Here is a 17,720-nt window from a genome sequence, read left to right as displayed (position 1 = left end):
ATTGAGGAATTTGCTATGGCACGTGCACATTTTGATTGGCAGGACCCTTTTGCATTTAGCAACATGCTAACCGAAGAAGAGCGGATGATCCGCGATACCGCCCACCAGTATTGTCAGGAAAAGCTGCAGCCGCGGGTGCTGATGGCCAACCGTGAAGAGCATTTTCATCGCGAAATTATGAATGAGCTGGGCGAGCTGGGCCTGCTGGGGGCCACCTTACCGGAAAAGTACGGTTGCTCTGCGGTCAATTATGTTTGTTATGGCCTGGTCGCGCGCGAAGTAGAGCGGGTAGACAGCGGTTATCGCAGCGCGATGAGCGTGCAATCGTCCCTGGTGATGCATCCTATTCACGAATACGGTAGCGAAGCGCAGCGACTGAAGTATTTGCCCAAATTGGCAACCGGCGAGTGGGTCGGCTGCTTTGGTTTAACTGAACCGGATGCCGGTTCAGATCCGGCCGGTATGCGCACTACCGCGAAGAAAACCGCCGGCGGTTACGTGTTAAACGGCAGCAAAATGTGGATCACCAATTCACCGATTGCCGATGTATTTGTAGTATGGGCCAAATTAGACGGAGACATTCGCGGCTTTGTGCTGGAAAAAGGCATGAAAGGCTTATCGGCACCGAAAATTGAAGGCAAGTTTTCGCTGCGCGCTTCTATTACCGGTGAAATTGTCATGGATAACGTTGAGGTGGGCGAAGAGGCGCTGCTGCCCAATGTTAGTGGTTTAAAAGGCCCCTTTGGCTGCCTGAACAAGGCGCGTTATGGTATTGCCTGGGGCGCATTGGGGGCGGCCGAGTTTTGCTGGCATGCAGCCCGGCAGTACACGCTGGATCGCATTCAGTTTGGCCGGCCACTGGCGGCTAATCAGCTTATCCAGAAAAAACTGGCCGATATGCAAACCGAGATCAGCATCGGCTTATTGTCGTGTTTGCAGGCGGGCCGGCTGATGGATCAAAACCTGCTGCCACCAGAGACAATTTCGCTGATTAAGCGTAACTCTTGCGGCAAGGCACTGGATATTGCCCGTATTGCCCGTGATATGCACGGTGGTAATGGTATTGCTGATGAATACCATGTAATACGCCATGTAATGAACCTGGAAGCGGTGAACACCTACGAAGGCACTCATGATGTGCATGCGCTGATCTTAGGCCGCGCGCAAACCGGCATGCAGGCGTTTAGCGGCGCTTAAGCGGGCCGCTTTGCCGCATCGGTAGCCAAATCAGCAGCAATAGCAGCGGAGTCAGTCTAATGTCAGAAGCAGTACATCCCTGGGTTAATGAATACCGGGCCCGGTTAAGCAGCGGTAAGTTGCCGCTGCACAGTAGCAGCCACAGTATTGATTTTTCAACGCTGTACCAGCTTTGGCACAGCCAGTTATGTAGCCGGCTGCTGGATTTGCAGTCACGATTATTACAGGCCAAAGGCCAAAGCTTTTACACCATAGGCAGCGCTGGCCATGAGGGTAATGCTGCTGTGGCAGCGGCGTTAAGGCTTACCGATCCGGCGTTTTTACACTATCGCAGTGGCGCGTTCTTTGTCGAGCGCAGCAAACAGCTGCCAGGCAGTACCCCGCTGTATGATATGTTGTTGTCGTTTTGTGCCAGCAGTGACGACCCCATCTCCGGCGGTCGCCACAAGGTGTTGGGTAGCCTGGCGCTGAATATTCCACCGCAAACCAGCACCATAGCGTCGCAGTTGCCCAAAGCCGTTGGTGCGGCCTTTGCAATCGACCTAAGCAAAAGGCTTGGTTTAACCGGCCAGTGGCCCACCGATGCGATAGTGCTGTGCAGCTTTGGTGATGCCTCAGCCAATCATTCCACCGCGCAGGGCGCGATTAACTCAGCCTGCTGGGCCGCTTATCAGCAGGTGCCGGTGCCGGTACTGTTTGTCTGCGAAGACAATGGCTTGGGTATTTCTACACCCACGCCCAGCGGCTGGATAGAGCAGGATTTGGCCGACAGGCCGGCACTGAAGTATTTTGCTGCCGACAGTCGCGATTTGGCGCAAAGCTACCATGTTGCAAGGCGTGCAGCCGATTATGTGCGCAGCAAGCGTAAACCGGCGGTATTGCATTTATCGACAGTACGCTTATTTGGCCATGCCGGCGCCGATGCCGAAGCGGCGTACCGTACCAAGGCACAAATTGAGGCTGAGCTGGAGCTGGACCCGCTGCTTAGCAGTACGGCGGCACTGCTGGCCAGCGGCGAGGTGAGTGCAGAGCAGCTGCTGGCGCAGCTAAATACGCTAGTGGCGCAAATTAGCCGGGTGGCCGCCATTGCCAGCAGCCGGCCAAAGCTGACCAATGCAGCGCAGGTAATGGCTTCTATTGCCCCAGTGCGTGATGCGCAAGCTATACCGGCAGTGCCAAACGCTGAAGCACGTCAGCAGCTATTGGCTTTTGATCAGCATAATATGGGTAAAAAGCAGCATCTGGCAAAGCTGTTAAACTGGGCGCTGCATGATGTGTTGGCGCAGTACCACAATACCGTGGTGTTTGGCGAAGATGTCGGCAAAAAAGGCGGTGTTTACGGTGTTACCCAGCATTTAGTCCATGCCTTTGGCAGTAACAGGGTGATTAATACCCTGCTGGATGAGCAAAGTATTCTCGGTATGGCAATAGGGTTGGCGCAGCAGGGCTTTATCGCGATCCCGGAAATTCAGTTTTTGGCCTATGTGCACAACGCGGAAGATCAAATTCGCGGTGAAGCGGCAACCTTACCGTTCTTCTCTAATGGCCAGTATCATAATGCCATGGTCATTCGTATTGCCGGCCTGGCGTATCAGCGTGGCTTTGGTGGCCATTTTCATAATGACAACTCTTTTGCCGTGTTTCGCGATATTCCCGGTGTGATTCTACTTTGCCCGTCAAATGGTTATGACGCTGCGTTACTGCTGCGTCAGGCAGTTGCGCTTGCGCATCAGCAAAAACGGCTGGTGATCTTGTTAGAGCCGATAGCGCTTTATATGACGCGTGATTTAGTCAGCACGGGCGATGCTTTATGGTGCCATGATTATCCGCCGCCTGACACGCCGCTACCGGCTTTGGGAGAGCCAGCGGTATACGGCGATGGCGATGAGCTGGCCATTATCAGTTACGGCAATGGTTATTACTTAAGCCGGCAGGCCGAGCTGGAGTTGGCTGCCCAGGGCTATCAGTTACGCGTACTGGATTTACGTACCTTGGTGCCACTGCACACGGATTTAATTATCAAAGCCTTAACTGGCTGTCGCAAGGTGCTGATTGTCGATGAGTGCCGCCGCCGTGGCTCGTTAAGCGAAGAGCTGTTTACCGCCTTACACGAGGCTAAACCGGGGCATTTTAGCATTTCGCGGCTGTGCGCCGAGGACAGCTTTGTTCCGCTGGGGGCTGCGGCTTATGCCGTCTTGCCATCGAAGCAGCAAATTGTGCAACAGGCACTTAGCCTGCTAACGGTAGCCACTGAACAGGTGATGTTATGAAAAAAACGGCGCTGGTGGTATGCCCGGGGCGTGGCACTTACAACAAGGCAGAACTGGGTTACATTGCACAGCATGCTAAAGACCGCACCTTGTTAGCTGGCTTTGATAAGGTAAGAACCGGGCTTGGCCTTGCCGGTGTCAGCGAGCTGGATGGCGCCGCGCAGTTTAGCCGCAGCGTGCATTTAAAAGCAGAAAATGCCGCCGCCTTGATTTTTGCCGCCGGTATGCAGGATTATCGCAGTATAGATACAGAGCAGTTTGACGTCGTGGCAGTAACCGGCAATTCGATGGGCTGGTACACCGCGCTGGGCTGTGCCGGGGTATTGGCTGCCGATAGCGGCATGCAACTGGTCAGTGATATGGCGCGGCTTACCGCAGATGGCGCCGGTATGCAGTTTATTTATCCGCTTATTGACGATAACTGGCAAACCGATAACCGGCGCACCGCGCTGGTACAGCAGCAACTGCAGCAACATGGCGGCGCGCTTTTTATGTCGATAGTCTATGGCGGTTATGCGGTACTGGCCGGCACTGATAACGCGGTAAAAGCGGCAATGGCGGCTTTACCGCCTTGTGATGAGCGTTTCCCGCTGTTGCTGCCAGGCCATGCCGCCTTTCACACCCCATTAATGCAACATGGCTCGGACAACGCCCTGGCGCTTTGGCCAGCCTCGCGCTTTAGCCAGCCACAACTGCCGCTAATTGATGGACGCGGCCAGATCTGGCCAGGTTGGGGCACTGATTTATCCGCGCTGCAGCGCTACACCTTGCAGCATCAGGTATGCCAGACCTATGACTTCAGTAAAGCGCTGCAGGTGGCGGTCAAAGAATTTGCCCCAGAGCATATTATTTTACTCGGGCCGGGCGCCAGTTTAGGCGGCGCGGTAGCGCAAAGCCTGATTCAAATTGGTTGGCAGGGTATGAGTTCGAAGCAGGACTTTACCGAGGCACAACAGGCAAGTATACCCTTTGTCTTGAGTATGGGGATGCCAGAGCAGCGCGTGTTGACAGAAGCCTGAGTTACTGCAGCAAGGCGGTGAGCTTACGTTGATAGCGCGCTTTATCTTGGGCGACAGATGTTCTGATGGCTTGCTGCAAATAGCGCTGCGCCTGAACAGTATTACCAGCCAGGTAATAGCTTTTCGCCAGACTAAAATAAGCTTCATGGTTTTTTCGATCCAGCTTTAGCGCCTGCTGGAACTGGTTAATGGCCTCGGTGGTGTCCTGGCGGCGCAACGCTTCGTTACCCAGCATCACGTAATAATAGGGGTTGGCCAGCCGCACTTTGCTTACCTGCTGTAATAGCGGTGCGGCCAGGTTTTCTCTGCCGGTGAGCTGATACAGGATTGCCAGATTCGCCATGGCATTCAGTGAGTCAGGTGCCAAGACCAAACTGTGTCGGTACAACTGTTCGGCAAGCTCTAGCAGCCCGTGTTGGCGGTATAGTACGGCCAGATTGGCCCAGGTAACAGCAAACTCCGGGTCGGCAGCTATTGCAGCCTGATAATACTGATAAGCCTGCGCATAGTGCTGTAAATTTTGCTGCTCGGCTGCTTTATTGTTGTAAAACATTGCCGTGGCGCGATCTTTGGTGATGACTTTGGTTTTAAAATGCTGGCGCAGTATTTGCGGGTCAAAATCAATCACCACATCATGGCCCAGTAAAATAGTGCCACTTTGCTTGTGTGGTGTACTGCTTTGGCGCAGTCGCACATTAACATGGCCGTTTAGCCAGGTGGTGTTAAGCTCACTGGTCCAATATTCTGGTATATCAACATCCTGAAATACCGCGTCCAGCCCCAGCTCTTTTGCCATGCTGTACGCCAGTATCGACAAACTTAAACAATTGGCTTTACCTGCGGTTAGGGTTTCACTCACGGTGCGGGTGGCGCTGCTGTCGTATAACAAATCGTGTCTGGCATAAGAAAAAATATGCCGGATCATGGCTTTAGAGCGGCTGGACATATCAAGCTTATTGTTTTGCAGGCTGAGTAATTCGGCTTTTGTCTGCTCGGGCAGCGCATAAATTTGCTCCGGGTTTTCAATTGGCCAGATCTGGCCACTAAAAAACGTTGGTGCCACTAATAGTGGTTTGCCGTCGTTGCTGGTCGCAGCAGGTATGGTCTGACAGGCACTTAGGCTGATCAGGATGCTAAGTGCCGCTAAGGTTCGATTTATCATCGCAAACTCCCGGCGGTGCGATAGTGACAGTATAGTTCAGCGGTCATTATCTGCTGTCAGGTGTAGCAAAGTGTGGCCAGGCTTGCCGGGTGCTGTGTGATGACTGGTTGTGATTTTGTGATAGATCAAGTACAAAGAATGGCAACACAGCACAAGGATTGCTCAATGAAAACACTATTATTCGCTGCTGTACTGACCGTTTTAGCGCTGCCCAGCCAGGCTAAAGCGCCTATTGGCATAGTGATCCATGGCGGTGCCGGCACCATTAGCCGTGACAGCATGACGCCGGCACAAGAGCAGGCTTACCATGCCATGCTAACCCATGCGGTGAATCAGGGTTACAGCGTGTTAGAACGCGGTGGCAGCAGTTTAGATGCAGTGACTGCTGCGGTTACCATACTGGAAGACTCACCGCTATTTAATGCCGGCAAAGGTGCGGTCTATACCTTTGATGAAACGCATGAGCTGGATGCCTCCATTATGGATGGCAAAAGCCGTAATGCCGGTGCGGTGGCCGGTGTCACTAATGTGAAAAACCCAATCTTATTGGCGCGGGCGGTAATGGAAAAATCGGTGCATGTGATGTTAGCCGGTAAGGGCGCCGAGCAGTTTGCCAAAGAGCAGCAGCTGGAACTGGTAGATAACAGCTACTTTAATACTGAATTTCGTTATGAAGCACTAAAACGGGCGAAACAGGCGATAGCGCCGTTGCCGCATCAGGCGGCATTACCCTATGATCCGGCCTGGAAGATGGGGACGGTTGGCGCCGTGGCAATTGATCGTAAAGGTAACCTGGCGGCGGCCACCTCTACCGGTGGTATGACCGCCAAGCGTTATGGCCGTATTGGCGATGCCCCTGTTATCGGTGCAGGTAACTTTGCCGATAACCAGTGTGCGGTGTCGGCCACCGGCCATGGTGAATTTTTTATCCGCTATCAGGTGGCCAGCGATATCTGCGCCCGGGCGAAATATCAACGAAAATCAGCAGCTGCGGCGGCCAAAGAAGTGCTGGCCGAGTTAAAAGCGGTGGGGGGCGATGGCGGTGTTATCGTGGTAGACCATAAAGGCCAGTTAAGCTGGACCTTTAACACCGAAGGCATGTACCGTGCATTAAAAGCCGAGGGCGGTAAGGCGGTCAGTGAAATCTTTGCACAAGGCAACTGAATTTACAGCAAAGCGGTGAATTTGCGCTAACCTTAACAGGAGCCTGATGCTCACAGTGTTAGTGCAGGGGGAAGCATGGATTTACTTAAAGTCGCAGATTATATGAACCGCTATCCGGTAACCTTTAGTGCCGAAATGCCGGTAGAGATGGCGGTAGACCGCTTAATTCGTGGGCGTCAGACAGGTGGGCCGGTAATTGACGAGCAGAAAAAAATCATCGGTTTTATCTCTGAGCAGGATTGCCTGCAACGCATGTTAATGTCGACTTATCACGACCAGCAAGCGGCGCGGGTGGCCGATGTGATGAACACCGAAGTGCTGACGGTAAAAAGTTACGATGGCATTATCGATCTGGCGCAAACCATGTTGAGGGCCAAACCTAAACTATATCCGGTGGTGGATGACGATGGCCATCTACTGGGCATTATTACCCGCTCTGATGTACTGGGGGCGATAGACAAAGAGCTGCACTCGCATTATGGCAAGGTAGGATAGCGGTAGCGCTGGATCTTTACCTGCCGCTCTTGGTAGCATGGCGCCCTCTGTTAATGAGGGCGTTGTTTTGTCTGAAGCTGTTATCTCTGTATCTGAACTGCATTCCCGTATTACGCATTGTCTGTTAAAAGACCAGTTTCGCCTGCGTCGCCGGCTACAACACTGTAAAACCCTTACAGATGACGCCTTAACGGCGCAGCTTAACCGCATTGCTGCCGATATCAGCCGCTCTGAAGCATTACGTAGCGCGCGCTCAGAGAATTTGCCTAAGGTTACCTATCCGCCGCAGCTGCCGGTATCTGAAAAAAAAGACGACATTAAAGCGGCGATAGCGGCCCATCAGGTGGTGATTATCGCCGGTGAAACCGGTTCCGGTAAGACCACGCAAATACCAAAAATATGCCTGGAGCTGGGCCGCGGTGTTGCCGGTATGATCGGCCACACCCAACCACGGCGCTTAGCGGCGCGCAGTGTCTGTGACCGAATTGCCGAAGAGCTGCAATGTCAGGTCGGTAATCAGGTGGGGTATAAGATCCGCTTTGGCGATCACACTGGCGATAACACCTTTGTTAAGCTGATGACCGACGGTATTCTGCTGGCTGAAATTCAGCAGGACCGGTTTTTAAACCAGTACGACACCATCATTATTGATGAAGCGCACGAGCGTAGCCTGAATATCGATTTTCTGCTGGGCTATTTTAAGCAGCTGTTACCGAAACGGCCGGATCTAAAGCTGATTATCACCTCGGCTACTATCGACCCACAGCGCTTTTCGCGACACTTTTTTAATGCACCGGTAATAGAAGTCTCCGGCCGCACCTTCCCGGTAGAAACCCGTTACCGGCCGGTGAGCGAGCAGGACGATAAAGACGCCGATCAGCTGCAAGGCATTTTTGATGCGGTAGCAGAGCTGTACCGCGAGCCGCCGGGCGATATTCTGATTTTTCTAAACGGCGAGCGTGAAATTCGCGACACCGCCGATGCGCTGGAAAAACTCAAGCTGCCGCATACCGAGGTGCTGCCGCTGTACGCCCGTTTAAGCGCGGCTGAGCAAAACCGTATTTTCCAAAGCCATGCCGGCAGGCGCATTGTGCTGGCTACCAACGTGGCAGAAACCTCATTAACCGTGCCGGGTATTCGTTATGTGATAGATCCGGGTACCGCACGGTTATCACGTTACAGTTATCGCTCAAAAGTACAGCAACTGCCGATAGAAGCCATCAGCCAGGCCAGTGCCAACCAGCGTAAAGGCCGCTGCGGTCGGGTGGCGGCCGGTATCTGTATTCGCCTGTACAGCGAAGAGGATTTTAACAGCCGGCCGGAATTTACCGATCCGGAAATTCTGCGCACTAACTTAGCCTCGGTCATTATGCAGATGTTGGCACTGGGGCTGGGGGATATTGCTGCCTTTCCGTTTTTGCAAAAGCCGGACAGCCGCTTTATTAACGACGGCATTAAACTGCTGGAGGAGCTTGGCGCTATACCGCTTCAGCGCGATAAAACTGGGCTTAAGCTTACTGAGCTGGGTAAAAAACTGGCGCGTTTACCAATAGATCCGCGTTTAGCCCGGATGGTGCTGTTTGCCGCTGACAATGGCAGCTTAGGTGATATGCTGGTGCTGGCCGCCGCGTTATCAATTCAGGATCCGCGTGAGCGGCCATTAGACAAGCAGCAAAAAGCCGATCAGTGCCATAGCCGCTTTGCCGATCCGGATTCTGATTTTGCCAGCTGGTTAAAACTGTGGCAGTACCTGCAAGAGCAACAAGAGCAGCTGAGCAATAACCAGTTTCGCCGGTTATGCCGCCAGGAGTTTTTAAATTACCTGCGCGTGCGCGAGTGGCAGGACCTCACCGGCCAGTTAACCCAATTAATGCAGGAGCAGGGTTACAGTGTAAACAGCCAGAGTGCCGGTTATCAGGCTATTCATCAGGCGGTGTTAAGTGGCTTATTGGGCCAGGTCGGTTTTAAAGACTCTGAGGCCGATTATTTGGGCCCACGGCAAACCCGCTTTTATGTGTTCCCCGGCAGCCATTTGTTTAAACGTAAACCCAAATGGGTGGCGGCGGCCGAATGGGTGGAAACCAGTAAGCTGTACGCCCGTACACTGGCTAAAATTGAGCCCGAGTGGATAGAGCCACTGGCAGAGCATTTAGTCAGCCGCAGCTACAGTGAGCCGCACTGGGAGAAAAAACGTGGTGCGGTTATCGCTTACGAGCAGGTCAGTTTGTATGGCCTTGTGATCGTGCCCAAGCGCGCCGTGCTGTACAGTAAAATCGATCCTGCGGTATGTCATACCCTGTTTATCCGTGCGGCGCTGGTTGGGCAGGAGCTTGGCACTAACGAAGCATTTTTACAGCACAACCAGCAACTTATAGACAATGTGACTGCGCTGGAAGAAAAGTCGCGCCGGCGCGATATTCTGGTCGATGAAGAAACACTGGCGGCGTTTTATGCCGAGCGCATTCCGCAGTGGGCCAATAACCGTATCGACTTTGCTAAGTGGTGGAAGAAAAAGCGCAGCGAAGATGCCAGCTACTTAAATTTTGACCCAAGCAGCCTGTTTAACCGTGATGCCAGTGATATTACCGCGGATAAATTCCCGGAAAGCTGGCGCCAGGGTAATTTAACGCTACCGTTGGAATATCACTTTGCCCCCGGCGAGATAGACGATGGTGTTAGCCTCATCATCCCGCTGGCGCTGTTAAATCAGTTGGAAGATGACGGCTTTGACTGGCTTATTCCCGCGCTGCGTCATGAGCTGTTAGTGGCACTGATTAAATCGCTACCCAAACAATACCGGCGCAACTTTGTGCCGGCGCCCAACTATGCTGATGCGCTTATGCAAAGTATCGCGCCAGAGCAGGGCAAGCTGCTGGCGGTGGTCACGGAGCGGTTAAAGCGCATGTCAGGCGTCACCATACCGGAAGATGCCTGGGACCTCACCAGCATACCGGCACATTTAAAGCTGAATTTTAAAGTGGTGGACGATAAAGGCACCACCTTGCAGCAAAGCCGCTCGTTAAGTCTGCTACAGCAGGGCTTACAGGGCGAAGTGCAGCAAAGTTTAAGCCAGGTAGCCGAGCAGGGCATAGAGCAGGATAAGCTAACGCAGTGGAGCTTTGGTACCTTGCCACGCGAGTACATTAAACTGCAGGCTGGCTATGAGATTAAAGCCTTTCCGGCGTTGGTGGACGAGCGTGACTCGGTCGCGATTAAGCTTTTAGATAACCCGCAGCAGGCGCTGCATGCCAGCAAGCAGGGGCTTCGGCGTTTATTGCTGTTAAATATCCCCTCGCCGGTGAAATATTTGCAGGAGTCGTTGCCGAACAAAGCCAAACTGGGGCTCTATTTTAACCCCTTTGGCCGGGTGCTGGAGCTGATAGACGACTGTATTGCCGCTGGTGTTGATGCGCTGGTCGCCCAGCAGGCGCTGCCGCAAACCGAGACAGAGTTTAGTGCACTAAAAGAGCTGGTTCGCGCCGAGCTTGGCGATACGGTACTGGCGATAGCATTAAAAGTAGAGCAAATTCTGACGCTGTATCATGACATGCAAAAACGGCTGAAAGGTAAAGTCGATTTGGCCCATGTGCAGTCGCAGGGCGATATTAAACGTCAGCTGGACGAGCTTATATTTAAAGGCTTTGTCAGCAGCCATGGCACCGCCAGGTTGGATGACATACTGCGTTATCTGCAGGCAATGCAAAAACGGCTGGAGAAACTGCCGGTCGACCCCCAGCGTGACCGTTTATTGATGCACGAGTATCAAAAAGCAGAGGACGCGTATCACAAGCTGTTGGGCAAATTTAGCGGCAGCAAGCTGCTGCCTGAGCCTGTGCAGGCTATTTACTGGATGCTGCAGGAGCTTAAGGTATCACTGCACGCGCAGCAGCTGGGCACGGCTTACCCGGTATCCGTAAAACGGGTGCTGCATGCGGTGGCCGACATTAAAGGCTAATACGGTAATGTTGGACAGCAGGCTTTACAGTCACAGTGGAAAGTTCTATAACTTAACGCTGTTGTCGCTTGGGGAGGCGTTATGTTAACAAAAGGAGATAACCGGCATTATTTCAGGATGATGGTAAACGCAGACGTAAAACTGCTGATTAACGATCCTGAAGCCGGCCGCACTATTGATGGTATTTGCCGTGATTTAAGTGCTACGGGTATGGCGGTTGAAATTGATGAACCACTGGAAATGGGCACGCTGATTCGGGTGCGGCTCGACTCAGCCAATGCCAGCATTCCACCACTGGATGCCGTGGCCAAGGTGATGCGCTGCGCACAGGAAAGTGAAGATTTGTATCAGCTGGGCCTGGCCTTTATGGAGTTAAACTAAGCCTGAAGCTCCTTACAACCATAAAAAAAGCAGCCTTGGCTGCTTTTTTTATGGTTAAGCGACAACTACTGCTGATTAAACAGCACGGTAAAACTTACCGGTACTAATGGCTCGATACGTTTTAACCCCGCCAGCTCCTGCAGCCTGGCCACACCGGCAGCCAAATTAAAGCTGTTAGTGTTTAGCATAACCGGTGTTTCTGTGCTGGCCTGCAGGCTTTTATCCGTTAAGCGGGTAATACGTACTTGTGCGCTCAGCTCGTTGGTTTGGCCGGCTATGTTCACATTCAGCGGCACTGTATGCACGCTAGACTGGCCTACTGAAAGATTATCCAGCTTATCTGATGCCAGCGGCGCTGTTACGCTGATGGCAGTAAATTGCCCGGCGTTTAACACATATTGCCAGATCCGCTCATCGCGAATAGGGATCTGCGTATCCATGCTGTTTACCGCTATGCTGATTTCCACCTTGCTGCCATCCCACTGGCCGCTTAGCTGCTTGAAGCGGTGCGTTTCTGCTACCACATCATTTTTTACCGAAACAAAATGTAACGCCGACTGGCTATTGTCTAACTGCCAGTTAGTGGCCAGGGCACCGCTGCTGGCCAGTGCCAGTGCAATCGTGAATACTTTCATCAGGTTCCTCCAATAGTGTTTAGTGGCGTTAGCTTAACGCAAGGTACTGCCAGCGCCAAATAAGCAGGGTTAGTAGATCTTACACACCAGGCCTTTTAAGTAACTGCCCTCGGGGTAAAAACTGGCGACAGGGTGGTCGCTGTCCTGGCTGAGTTTTTCGATAAATAAACAATCGCGTTTGGCGTCAAGCGCGGCGTCGGCAACGATTTTCTGAAACAGACTGTCTTCCATCAAACCAGAGCAGGAAAACGTCAGCAGCAAGCCACCGGGTTTAACAATCTGCATCGCCACCATATTGATATCTTTGTAACCGCGACAGGCGCCCATTAACTGGGCTTTGCTTTCAGCAAATTTTGGCGGATCGAGTATCACCATATCAAACTGCTTACCCTGTTCCCGGTACTGGCGAAGCAGTTTAAATACGTCAAACCTGACGTTGTCGATCTTGGTTAAGTCTAATTGGTTTAATTCAGCATTTTTAAGCGCTGTGTTAAGTGCCAGCTCAGAGAGATCAGCATTGGTCACCGACAGGGCACCGCCTTGAAGTGCGGCAACGCCAAAGGTGCCGGTATAACTAAAGCAATTAAGCACGGTTTTATTGTTGGCATAACGCTTAGCGGCGGCGCGGCTGGCGCGCTGATCCAGATAAAAACCAGTTTTGTGGCCCTGTATTACATCAACCAGCAGTGACATACCGTGCTCTTTAATCACCACTTCGCCAGTCTGGCGCGGTAAGTGCAGCCAACCGGTAGTAGGCTGCAGCCCTTCTTTTTTGCGCACATCGACATCAGAGCGCTCATAAATGCTGTGGCCGGGAAACAGCGCTACCAGCGCTTTGACAATAGCATCGCGCCAGGCATCAGCACCGGCTGAAAGCAGCTGACAAACTAAAATAGTGTCGTATTTATCAATGGTTACGCCGGGTAGGCCGTCAGATTCAGCGGCAACCACTCTAAGGCCAGTGGTGTCAGTTAAATCATATAGCTCGGTGCGCAGCTGCCAGGCGCGGGCAATGCGGCGCTGAAAAAACACCTCGTCAATCACCTCAGTTTGTGCAAAGCTCCAGGCACGGGCACGAATTTGTGACTGGCTACTGTAAGCGGCGTAGCACAACCAGTCGCCTTTGCTGCTGTATACTGCCACCGTCTGGCCATCGGCAGGGTTACCATGAACCTTGTGCACGGCTTTAGAGAAAATCCACGGATGCTGGCGTTTTAACGATTTTTCGCGGCTATCCTGTAGCGTCAGGCTGGGCATAGCGGCTGGGTGTGCTGGCTTGTTCATTGACTTTTTTACACTGTGCTAGACTAAAGGCCGCATTGTAGAGAAGCGCCGGCCAAAGCTAAAGTAGAATTTGTCTTAGTTAGCGCGTGGCACAGATAAACAGCAGGAGCATACCTTGGCAACAATACCGGCAATGATGCAGGCAATACAGGTAGTCAATCCGGGTAAACACAGTATGCTGCAAACGCAGCTGCTGGCAACGCCTGAGCCCGGGCCCGATCAGCTGCTGATAAAAGTCGCCGCCGCCGGCATTAACCGGGCCGATTTAATGCAGCGCCGCGGTTTATACCCACCACCGGCCAATGACAGCCCGCTCCTGGGGTTGGAAGTAGCAGGCATAGTGGCGGCAGCCGGGCCTTTGCATAAAAGTTGGCTTGGCAAAGCAGTGTTTGGCCTGGTAAACGGTGGCGGCTATGCCGAATATGCGCTGATGCAGGCCGGCCATGCGATGGCGCTGCCTCATGGCTATTCGATGGCGGAAGCGGCTGCCACAGCAGAGGTGTTTTTAACCGCATATCAGCTGTTATCTACTATTGGCAATGTGCAAAGCAGTCAGCGCGTGCTTATTCATGCCGGCGCCAGTGGTGTTGGCACGGCCGCTATTCAACTGGCCAAAGCGCTGGGCGCGCAGGTGGCTGTTACGGCTAGCAGCGACAGCAAACTTGAGGCCTGTCGTCAATTAGGTGCGGATATTGCCATTAACTACCAGAGTGCAGCCTTTGAGCAGGTATTGGCACAGCAGTGGCCGGACGGTATTCAGCTTATTCTGGATCCGGTAGCCGGGGAGTATATTAGCCGGGAAATTCCCTTGCTGGCGATGGACGCCAAACTGGTAGTTTATGCCATGATGGGCGGACGTGAGGTATCGTCTTTGGATCTGGCCGCGCTATTTAAACGCCGCGGCCTGCTGATTTGCTCAACCTTGCGTAACCGCAGTAACCGTTATAAAGCCAACCTGACTCAGGCCTTTAGCCAAAGCTTTGGCAAAGCGCTGGCGCAGCGCGAGATAGCGCCGGTATTGCAGCAACAGTTTCCCTGGCAACAGGCAGAGCAGGCACATCAGTTAATGGCCAGCAATACGACTATTGGTAAGCTTGTGTTAACATTCTGATTTACTGGCAAAATCGCAACGCTTGGGTAAACTGAGTAAGTGCGTTTTATCTTTGACATATGCAGGACACCCGGCCCGAATGACATTAGGAAGTATTGGTAAATCAACATACAGTAAGGCAGTCAGCGTACTGATTAACCGCATTTATGACGCAACGCCGGTCGCCGACTCGGTATATGAGCAGGCGGCCTTGTATTTTCAGCAAACGCTGGCACAGCAAGCCGAAAAAACCGAGCTGGCGCAGCAGGTCATGTTGTTCGAGGGCCGTCAGCAGCAGGTAAGTCAGCGCGATCTGGCGTTGGTCGAACGTAATTTAAAGCAGGCGCAAACCGAGCAGCAAACGTTTACCCAGGCCAGAGAAGAAGAAGCCAGCGTGCGTATGGCGGCGCTAAAACGGCTGTGCCGCGATATTCTGGAGCTGTGTCAGGGCGAGTCGGTGGAAGAAACCAATATGCTCAGCGCCAAGCTGCTGGGCACTATCCAATTGTTGTCGCCCACCGAAGGTAAGCAGATTGCAGCCAGCAACCAGAAAAGTAAACATCTGTACAAGGCCATTTTATCACTGCGCCTGCTGGATAAACTCTTGGCCGATGGCGAGCTGAATAATGCTTACGTGCAGCAGCGGCTGGATGCCAGCAAAGGCAAAAAAGCGCTAAAAGATGAGTATCACCCGTTTCGGGATGATGTACAGTTGCCACTGTTGATGGCAGGCCTGCTACAGGACATTGGCACTTGTCATCCCGACGCCCAACTGATTTTAAAAGGCCCGGATGGTAAGGCTGATGAGTTTCGGGTATTAGATAATGATGAGCGGGTAGCGCTGTTGCAAATCAGCTATCGGGAAAGCCTGAAATACGTGGTGCAGGGCCTGGGGCTGGAAAAATATACCGGTAACTCGAAGCAGGAGCGCGAGCAGCATCTGAAGCTGGAGGCCGAGCGGCAAAACTTTGTCGTTATGCTGCTAAAAAATGCCATTAAGCCTGAGCATGGTATTGGCAACCTGTTAAAAATCCCGCAAATTTACACTTCAGTGGTGCTGTCGACTAAAAGCAGTTATGCCTATGACACCTTACCCAAGGTGGCGCTGGTGTTAGAGAAAGGCGTAGAAAAAGGCATTTACAGTAAAGTCGCGGTTGAAGCACTGCTGGCCATTACCGGCGTGTTTCCGCAGGGCTTTGGCGTAACTTATATTCCGAAAGACTCTGACCGGCAGGATCTGGACCGTTACGAATATGCCATAGTTACCGGCCTGTATCCGGCTGATATTCGCCAGCCCATCTGCCGTATGGTAACGCGCAACCTGACTTATAACGTGTCGGCCCAGGGCTGCATTATCAGTGTCGAGAACAACCTGTATTATCCGCCGGCACGCAAAAAGCTGGAAAAAATCAGTGAAGAGCGCCTGCTGGAGATACTCAGCAAGCTGGTATCAAACTTTGAAGAGCGTAAAAATATGCCGCTGCTGCCCAAGTGCTGGCATCCGGATGAGTATTTCTCTTACGTGAAAAACCAAAACCTGTGGAATAAAGTGGTCATACACAACAACTAGCCGCTGCTGACAGCGGCTATCGCCGTCAGGTTTGTTGTTTAGCCTGCTTATCGGCCTTTGGGCTAGTGTCATCAGAGCTGTCCGTCAACGAGCTGTCGTCCACCGGTTTGTTGGCTTTTGAGCCGTCAGCATCAACCTGCTCAAAACTGTCATCACTTTTATCAAGCTCGACATCTTCATCATAGCCGGCCGGCACTTGCTGGCGTGCAGCCTGATATTCTTCATCATGCATTTGTGCCAGCACCACTTCTTCGTCCACCCGCGGGTCCAGCGCAGCGGCCAGTGGTGAGGAGACTAAATCGCCCGAGCCCATTTTAAACTGGGCATTTTGCTGCTCGTCCATCATGCGCTTCACTTGCTTTTGCGTGTAATTTACCCGTAGCAGGCGTAAGAACAGCGCAAAAGCACAGCAACTGATAAAAGCATACAGCATAGATGGGCCAATCAGCTGCATCAGGGCTGAGGCCAGCAGCGGGCCAAAACAGGCACCCAAACCAAAAGTCAGTAATACGGTGGCAGACAGCGCCACCCGATCATTTTGCTCGACATTTTGGTTAGCAAAAGCCGAAGCAATCGGATACAGCGTAAAGGCCAGAATGCCATAGCAAAAAGTAGCGAACAGCAGCAGTAAGCCTGATAGCGGCAGCAGCGCAATTAACAACGTCAGGATGGTCAGTACCGCAGCATTAAAGCGTAAAATGCGGCTGCGCGGAATGCGGTCAGAAATTTTGCCCATCGGCCACTGTGCCAGCAAACCGGCCAGTATCGTCACCGACATAAACAAGGTAACCTGCTCTGTACTCATACCTTTGCTGGCAGCATAGGCCGGTGCCAGGCCGTAAAACGAGCCGGCCATCATGCCGGCCACGGTAATAGCGGTAAGTGACTGCGGTACTTTTTTCCAGAAGATGAATATTTGCAGTGGTGCCGGTTGCAGTGGCGCCGGGTGAATGCGCCGGGTCAGGGCTATCGGCACTATGCACAGCGAATAACACATACTGATGATCAGCAGCGGCGCTGTGCCAAGCTCAGGAAACTGGCTTAACATAGCCTGGCCGCCGATCATGCCAAGGTAAGAGGTAATCATATAAAAGGCGAACACGGTGCCGCGCTGTGAGCTTTCGGTTTGCTCATTGAGCCAGCTTTCCAGCACCATGTACTGACACATCATGCCCATGCCAACCACTACCCGCAGTACCAGCCAGATAGCCAGTTCGTCTATCAGCACATGGCTCATCGCGCAGGTGCTGACAATGGCCGCACTGGCGACAAAGGCGCGAATATGACCGACCCGGGCTATCACTTTATGGCCCAGCTTAGAGCCCAGCACCAGCCCGAGGTAATAGCAGGACATCAGCGCACCTATCCAGGTGGAATCGACATTCTGCTGCGCCAGCGATAAGCCCAGGTAGGTCGATAAACTGCCCTGGGCCACCAGCATCAATAGGGTGGTTAAAAATAATGCGCTAAAACTGCGATAGGGGTGTTTGCCGGACAT

13 protein-coding genes are annotated in these 17,720 nt (G+C 52.7%); 9 read left to right on the top strand and 4 right to left on the bottom strand.

Going from position 1 to position 17,720, the window contains the following annotated elements:
* The first annotated feature begins 15 nt into the window (after positions 1-15).
* From RNAN_RS13730 to RNAN_RS13720, 3 genes are read left to right on the top strand one after another with little or no spacing between them, the layout of a single operon-like run.
* Positions 16-1,197 (top strand): acyl-CoA dehydrogenase, encoded by a 1,182-nt coding sequence (locus RNAN_RS13730; protein ID WP_008222784.1) that lies wholly within the window; start codon positions 16-18, stop codon positions 1,195-1,197.
* 59 nt (positions 1,198-1,256) lie between these two features.
* Positions 1,257-3,467, top strand: a complete 2,211-nt coding sequence (locus RNAN_RS13725) for a dehydrogenase E1 component subunit alpha/beta (protein ID WP_008222783.1) — start codon at positions 1,257-1,259, stop codon at positions 3,465-3,467.
* Positions 3,464-4,486 (top strand): ACP S-malonyltransferase, encoded by a 1,023-nt coding sequence (locus RNAN_RS13720; RefSeq protein ID WP_008222781.1) that lies wholly within the window; start codon positions 3,464-3,466, stop codon positions 4,484-4,486. The genes RNAN_RS13725 and RNAN_RS13720 overlap by 4 nt, the downstream gene beginning before the upstream one ends.
* A gap of 1 nt (position 4,487) precedes the next feature.
* Here the strand turns inward: RNAN_RS13720 and RNAN_RS13715 are convergent, their stop codons facing one another.
* A complete protein-coding gene (locus RNAN_RS13715) occupies positions 4,488-5,648 on the bottom strand; it encodes a tetratricopeptide repeat protein (RefSeq protein WP_008222779.1) in 1,161 nt (386 codons plus the stop codon).
* 165 nt (positions 5,649-5,813) lie between these two features.
* Here RNAN_RS13715 and RNAN_RS13710 point away from each other — a divergent pair, with 165 nt between their 5' ends.
* The 4 genes from RNAN_RS13710 (at position 5,814) to RNAN_RS13695 (ending at position 11,643) form a co-directional block, all read left to right on the top strand.
* Positions 5,814-6,812 carry an isoaspartyl peptidase/L-asparaginase family protein gene (locus RNAN_RS13710; RefSeq protein WP_008222778.1) on the top strand — a complete coding sequence of 333 codons (999 nt, stop codon included), beginning with the start codon at positions 5,814-5,816 and terminating at the stop codon, positions 6,810-6,812.
* A gap of 75 nt (positions 6,813-6,887) precedes the next feature.
* Positions 6,888-7,307 carry a CBS domain-containing protein gene (locus tag RNAN_RS13705; protein WP_008222776.1) on the top strand — a complete coding sequence of 140 codons (420 nt, stop codon included), beginning with the start codon at positions 6,888-6,890 and terminating at the stop codon, positions 7,305-7,307.
* A gap of 67 nt (positions 7,308-7,374) precedes the next feature.
* On the top strand, positions 7,375-11,262 hold the full coding sequence (gene hrpA / locus RNAN_RS13700) for an ATP-dependent RNA helicase HrpA (protein WP_040552193.1): 3,888 nt from the start codon (positions 7,375-7,377) through the stop codon (positions 11,260-11,262).
* 81 nt (positions 11,263-11,343) lie between these two features.
* Positions 11,344-11,643, top strand: a complete 300-nt coding sequence (locus RNAN_RS13695) for a PilZ domain-containing protein (RefSeq protein ID WP_040552181.1) — start codon at positions 11,344-11,346, stop codon at positions 11,641-11,643.
* 65 nt (positions 11,644-11,708) lie between these two features.
* On the opposite strand, the gene RNAN_RS13690 is transcribed toward RNAN_RS13695, so the two are convergent.
* Positions 11,709-12,278, bottom strand: coding sequence for a YceI family protein (locus RNAN_RS13690; protein WP_008222759.1), 570 nt, complete (start codon positions 12,276-12,278; stop codon positions 11,709-11,711).
* Between the two features lie 69 nt (positions 12,279-12,347).
* Positions 12,348-13,562, bottom strand: a complete 1,215-nt coding sequence (locus RNAN_RS13685; protein ID WP_008222757.1) for a class I SAM-dependent rRNA methyltransferase — start codon at positions 13,560-13,562, stop codon at positions 12,348-12,350.
* A gap of 115 nt (positions 13,563-13,677) precedes the next feature.
* Here RNAN_RS13685 and RNAN_RS13680 point away from each other — a divergent pair, with 115 nt between their 5' ends.
* On the top strand, positions 13,678-14,673 hold the full coding sequence (locus RNAN_RS13680; protein WP_008222755.1) for an NAD(P)H-quinone oxidoreductase: 996 nt from the start codon (positions 13,678-13,680) through the stop codon (positions 14,671-14,673).
* A gap of 79 nt (positions 14,674-14,752) precedes the next feature.
* On the top strand, positions 14,753-16,222 hold the full coding sequence (locus RNAN_RS13675; protein ID WP_008222754.1) for a hypothetical protein: 1,470 nt from the start codon (positions 14,753-14,755) through the stop codon (positions 16,220-16,222).
* A 25-nt stretch (positions 16,223-16,247) separates the two neighbouring features.
* Here the strand turns inward: RNAN_RS13675 and RNAN_RS13670 are convergent, their stop codons facing one another.
* Positions 16,248-17,720, bottom strand: coding sequence for an MFS transporter (locus tag RNAN_RS13670; RefSeq protein WP_008222751.1), 1,473 nt, complete (start codon positions 17,718-17,720; stop codon positions 16,248-16,250).

This window comes from Rheinheimera nanhaiensis E407-8 (assembly GCF_000296695.1).
Classification (GTDB): Bacteria; Pseudomonadota; Gammaproteobacteria; order Enterobacterales; family Alteromonadaceae; genus Alishewanella; species Alishewanella nanhaiensis.
This window is presented reverse-complemented; position numbering and strand designations above follow the sequence as displayed.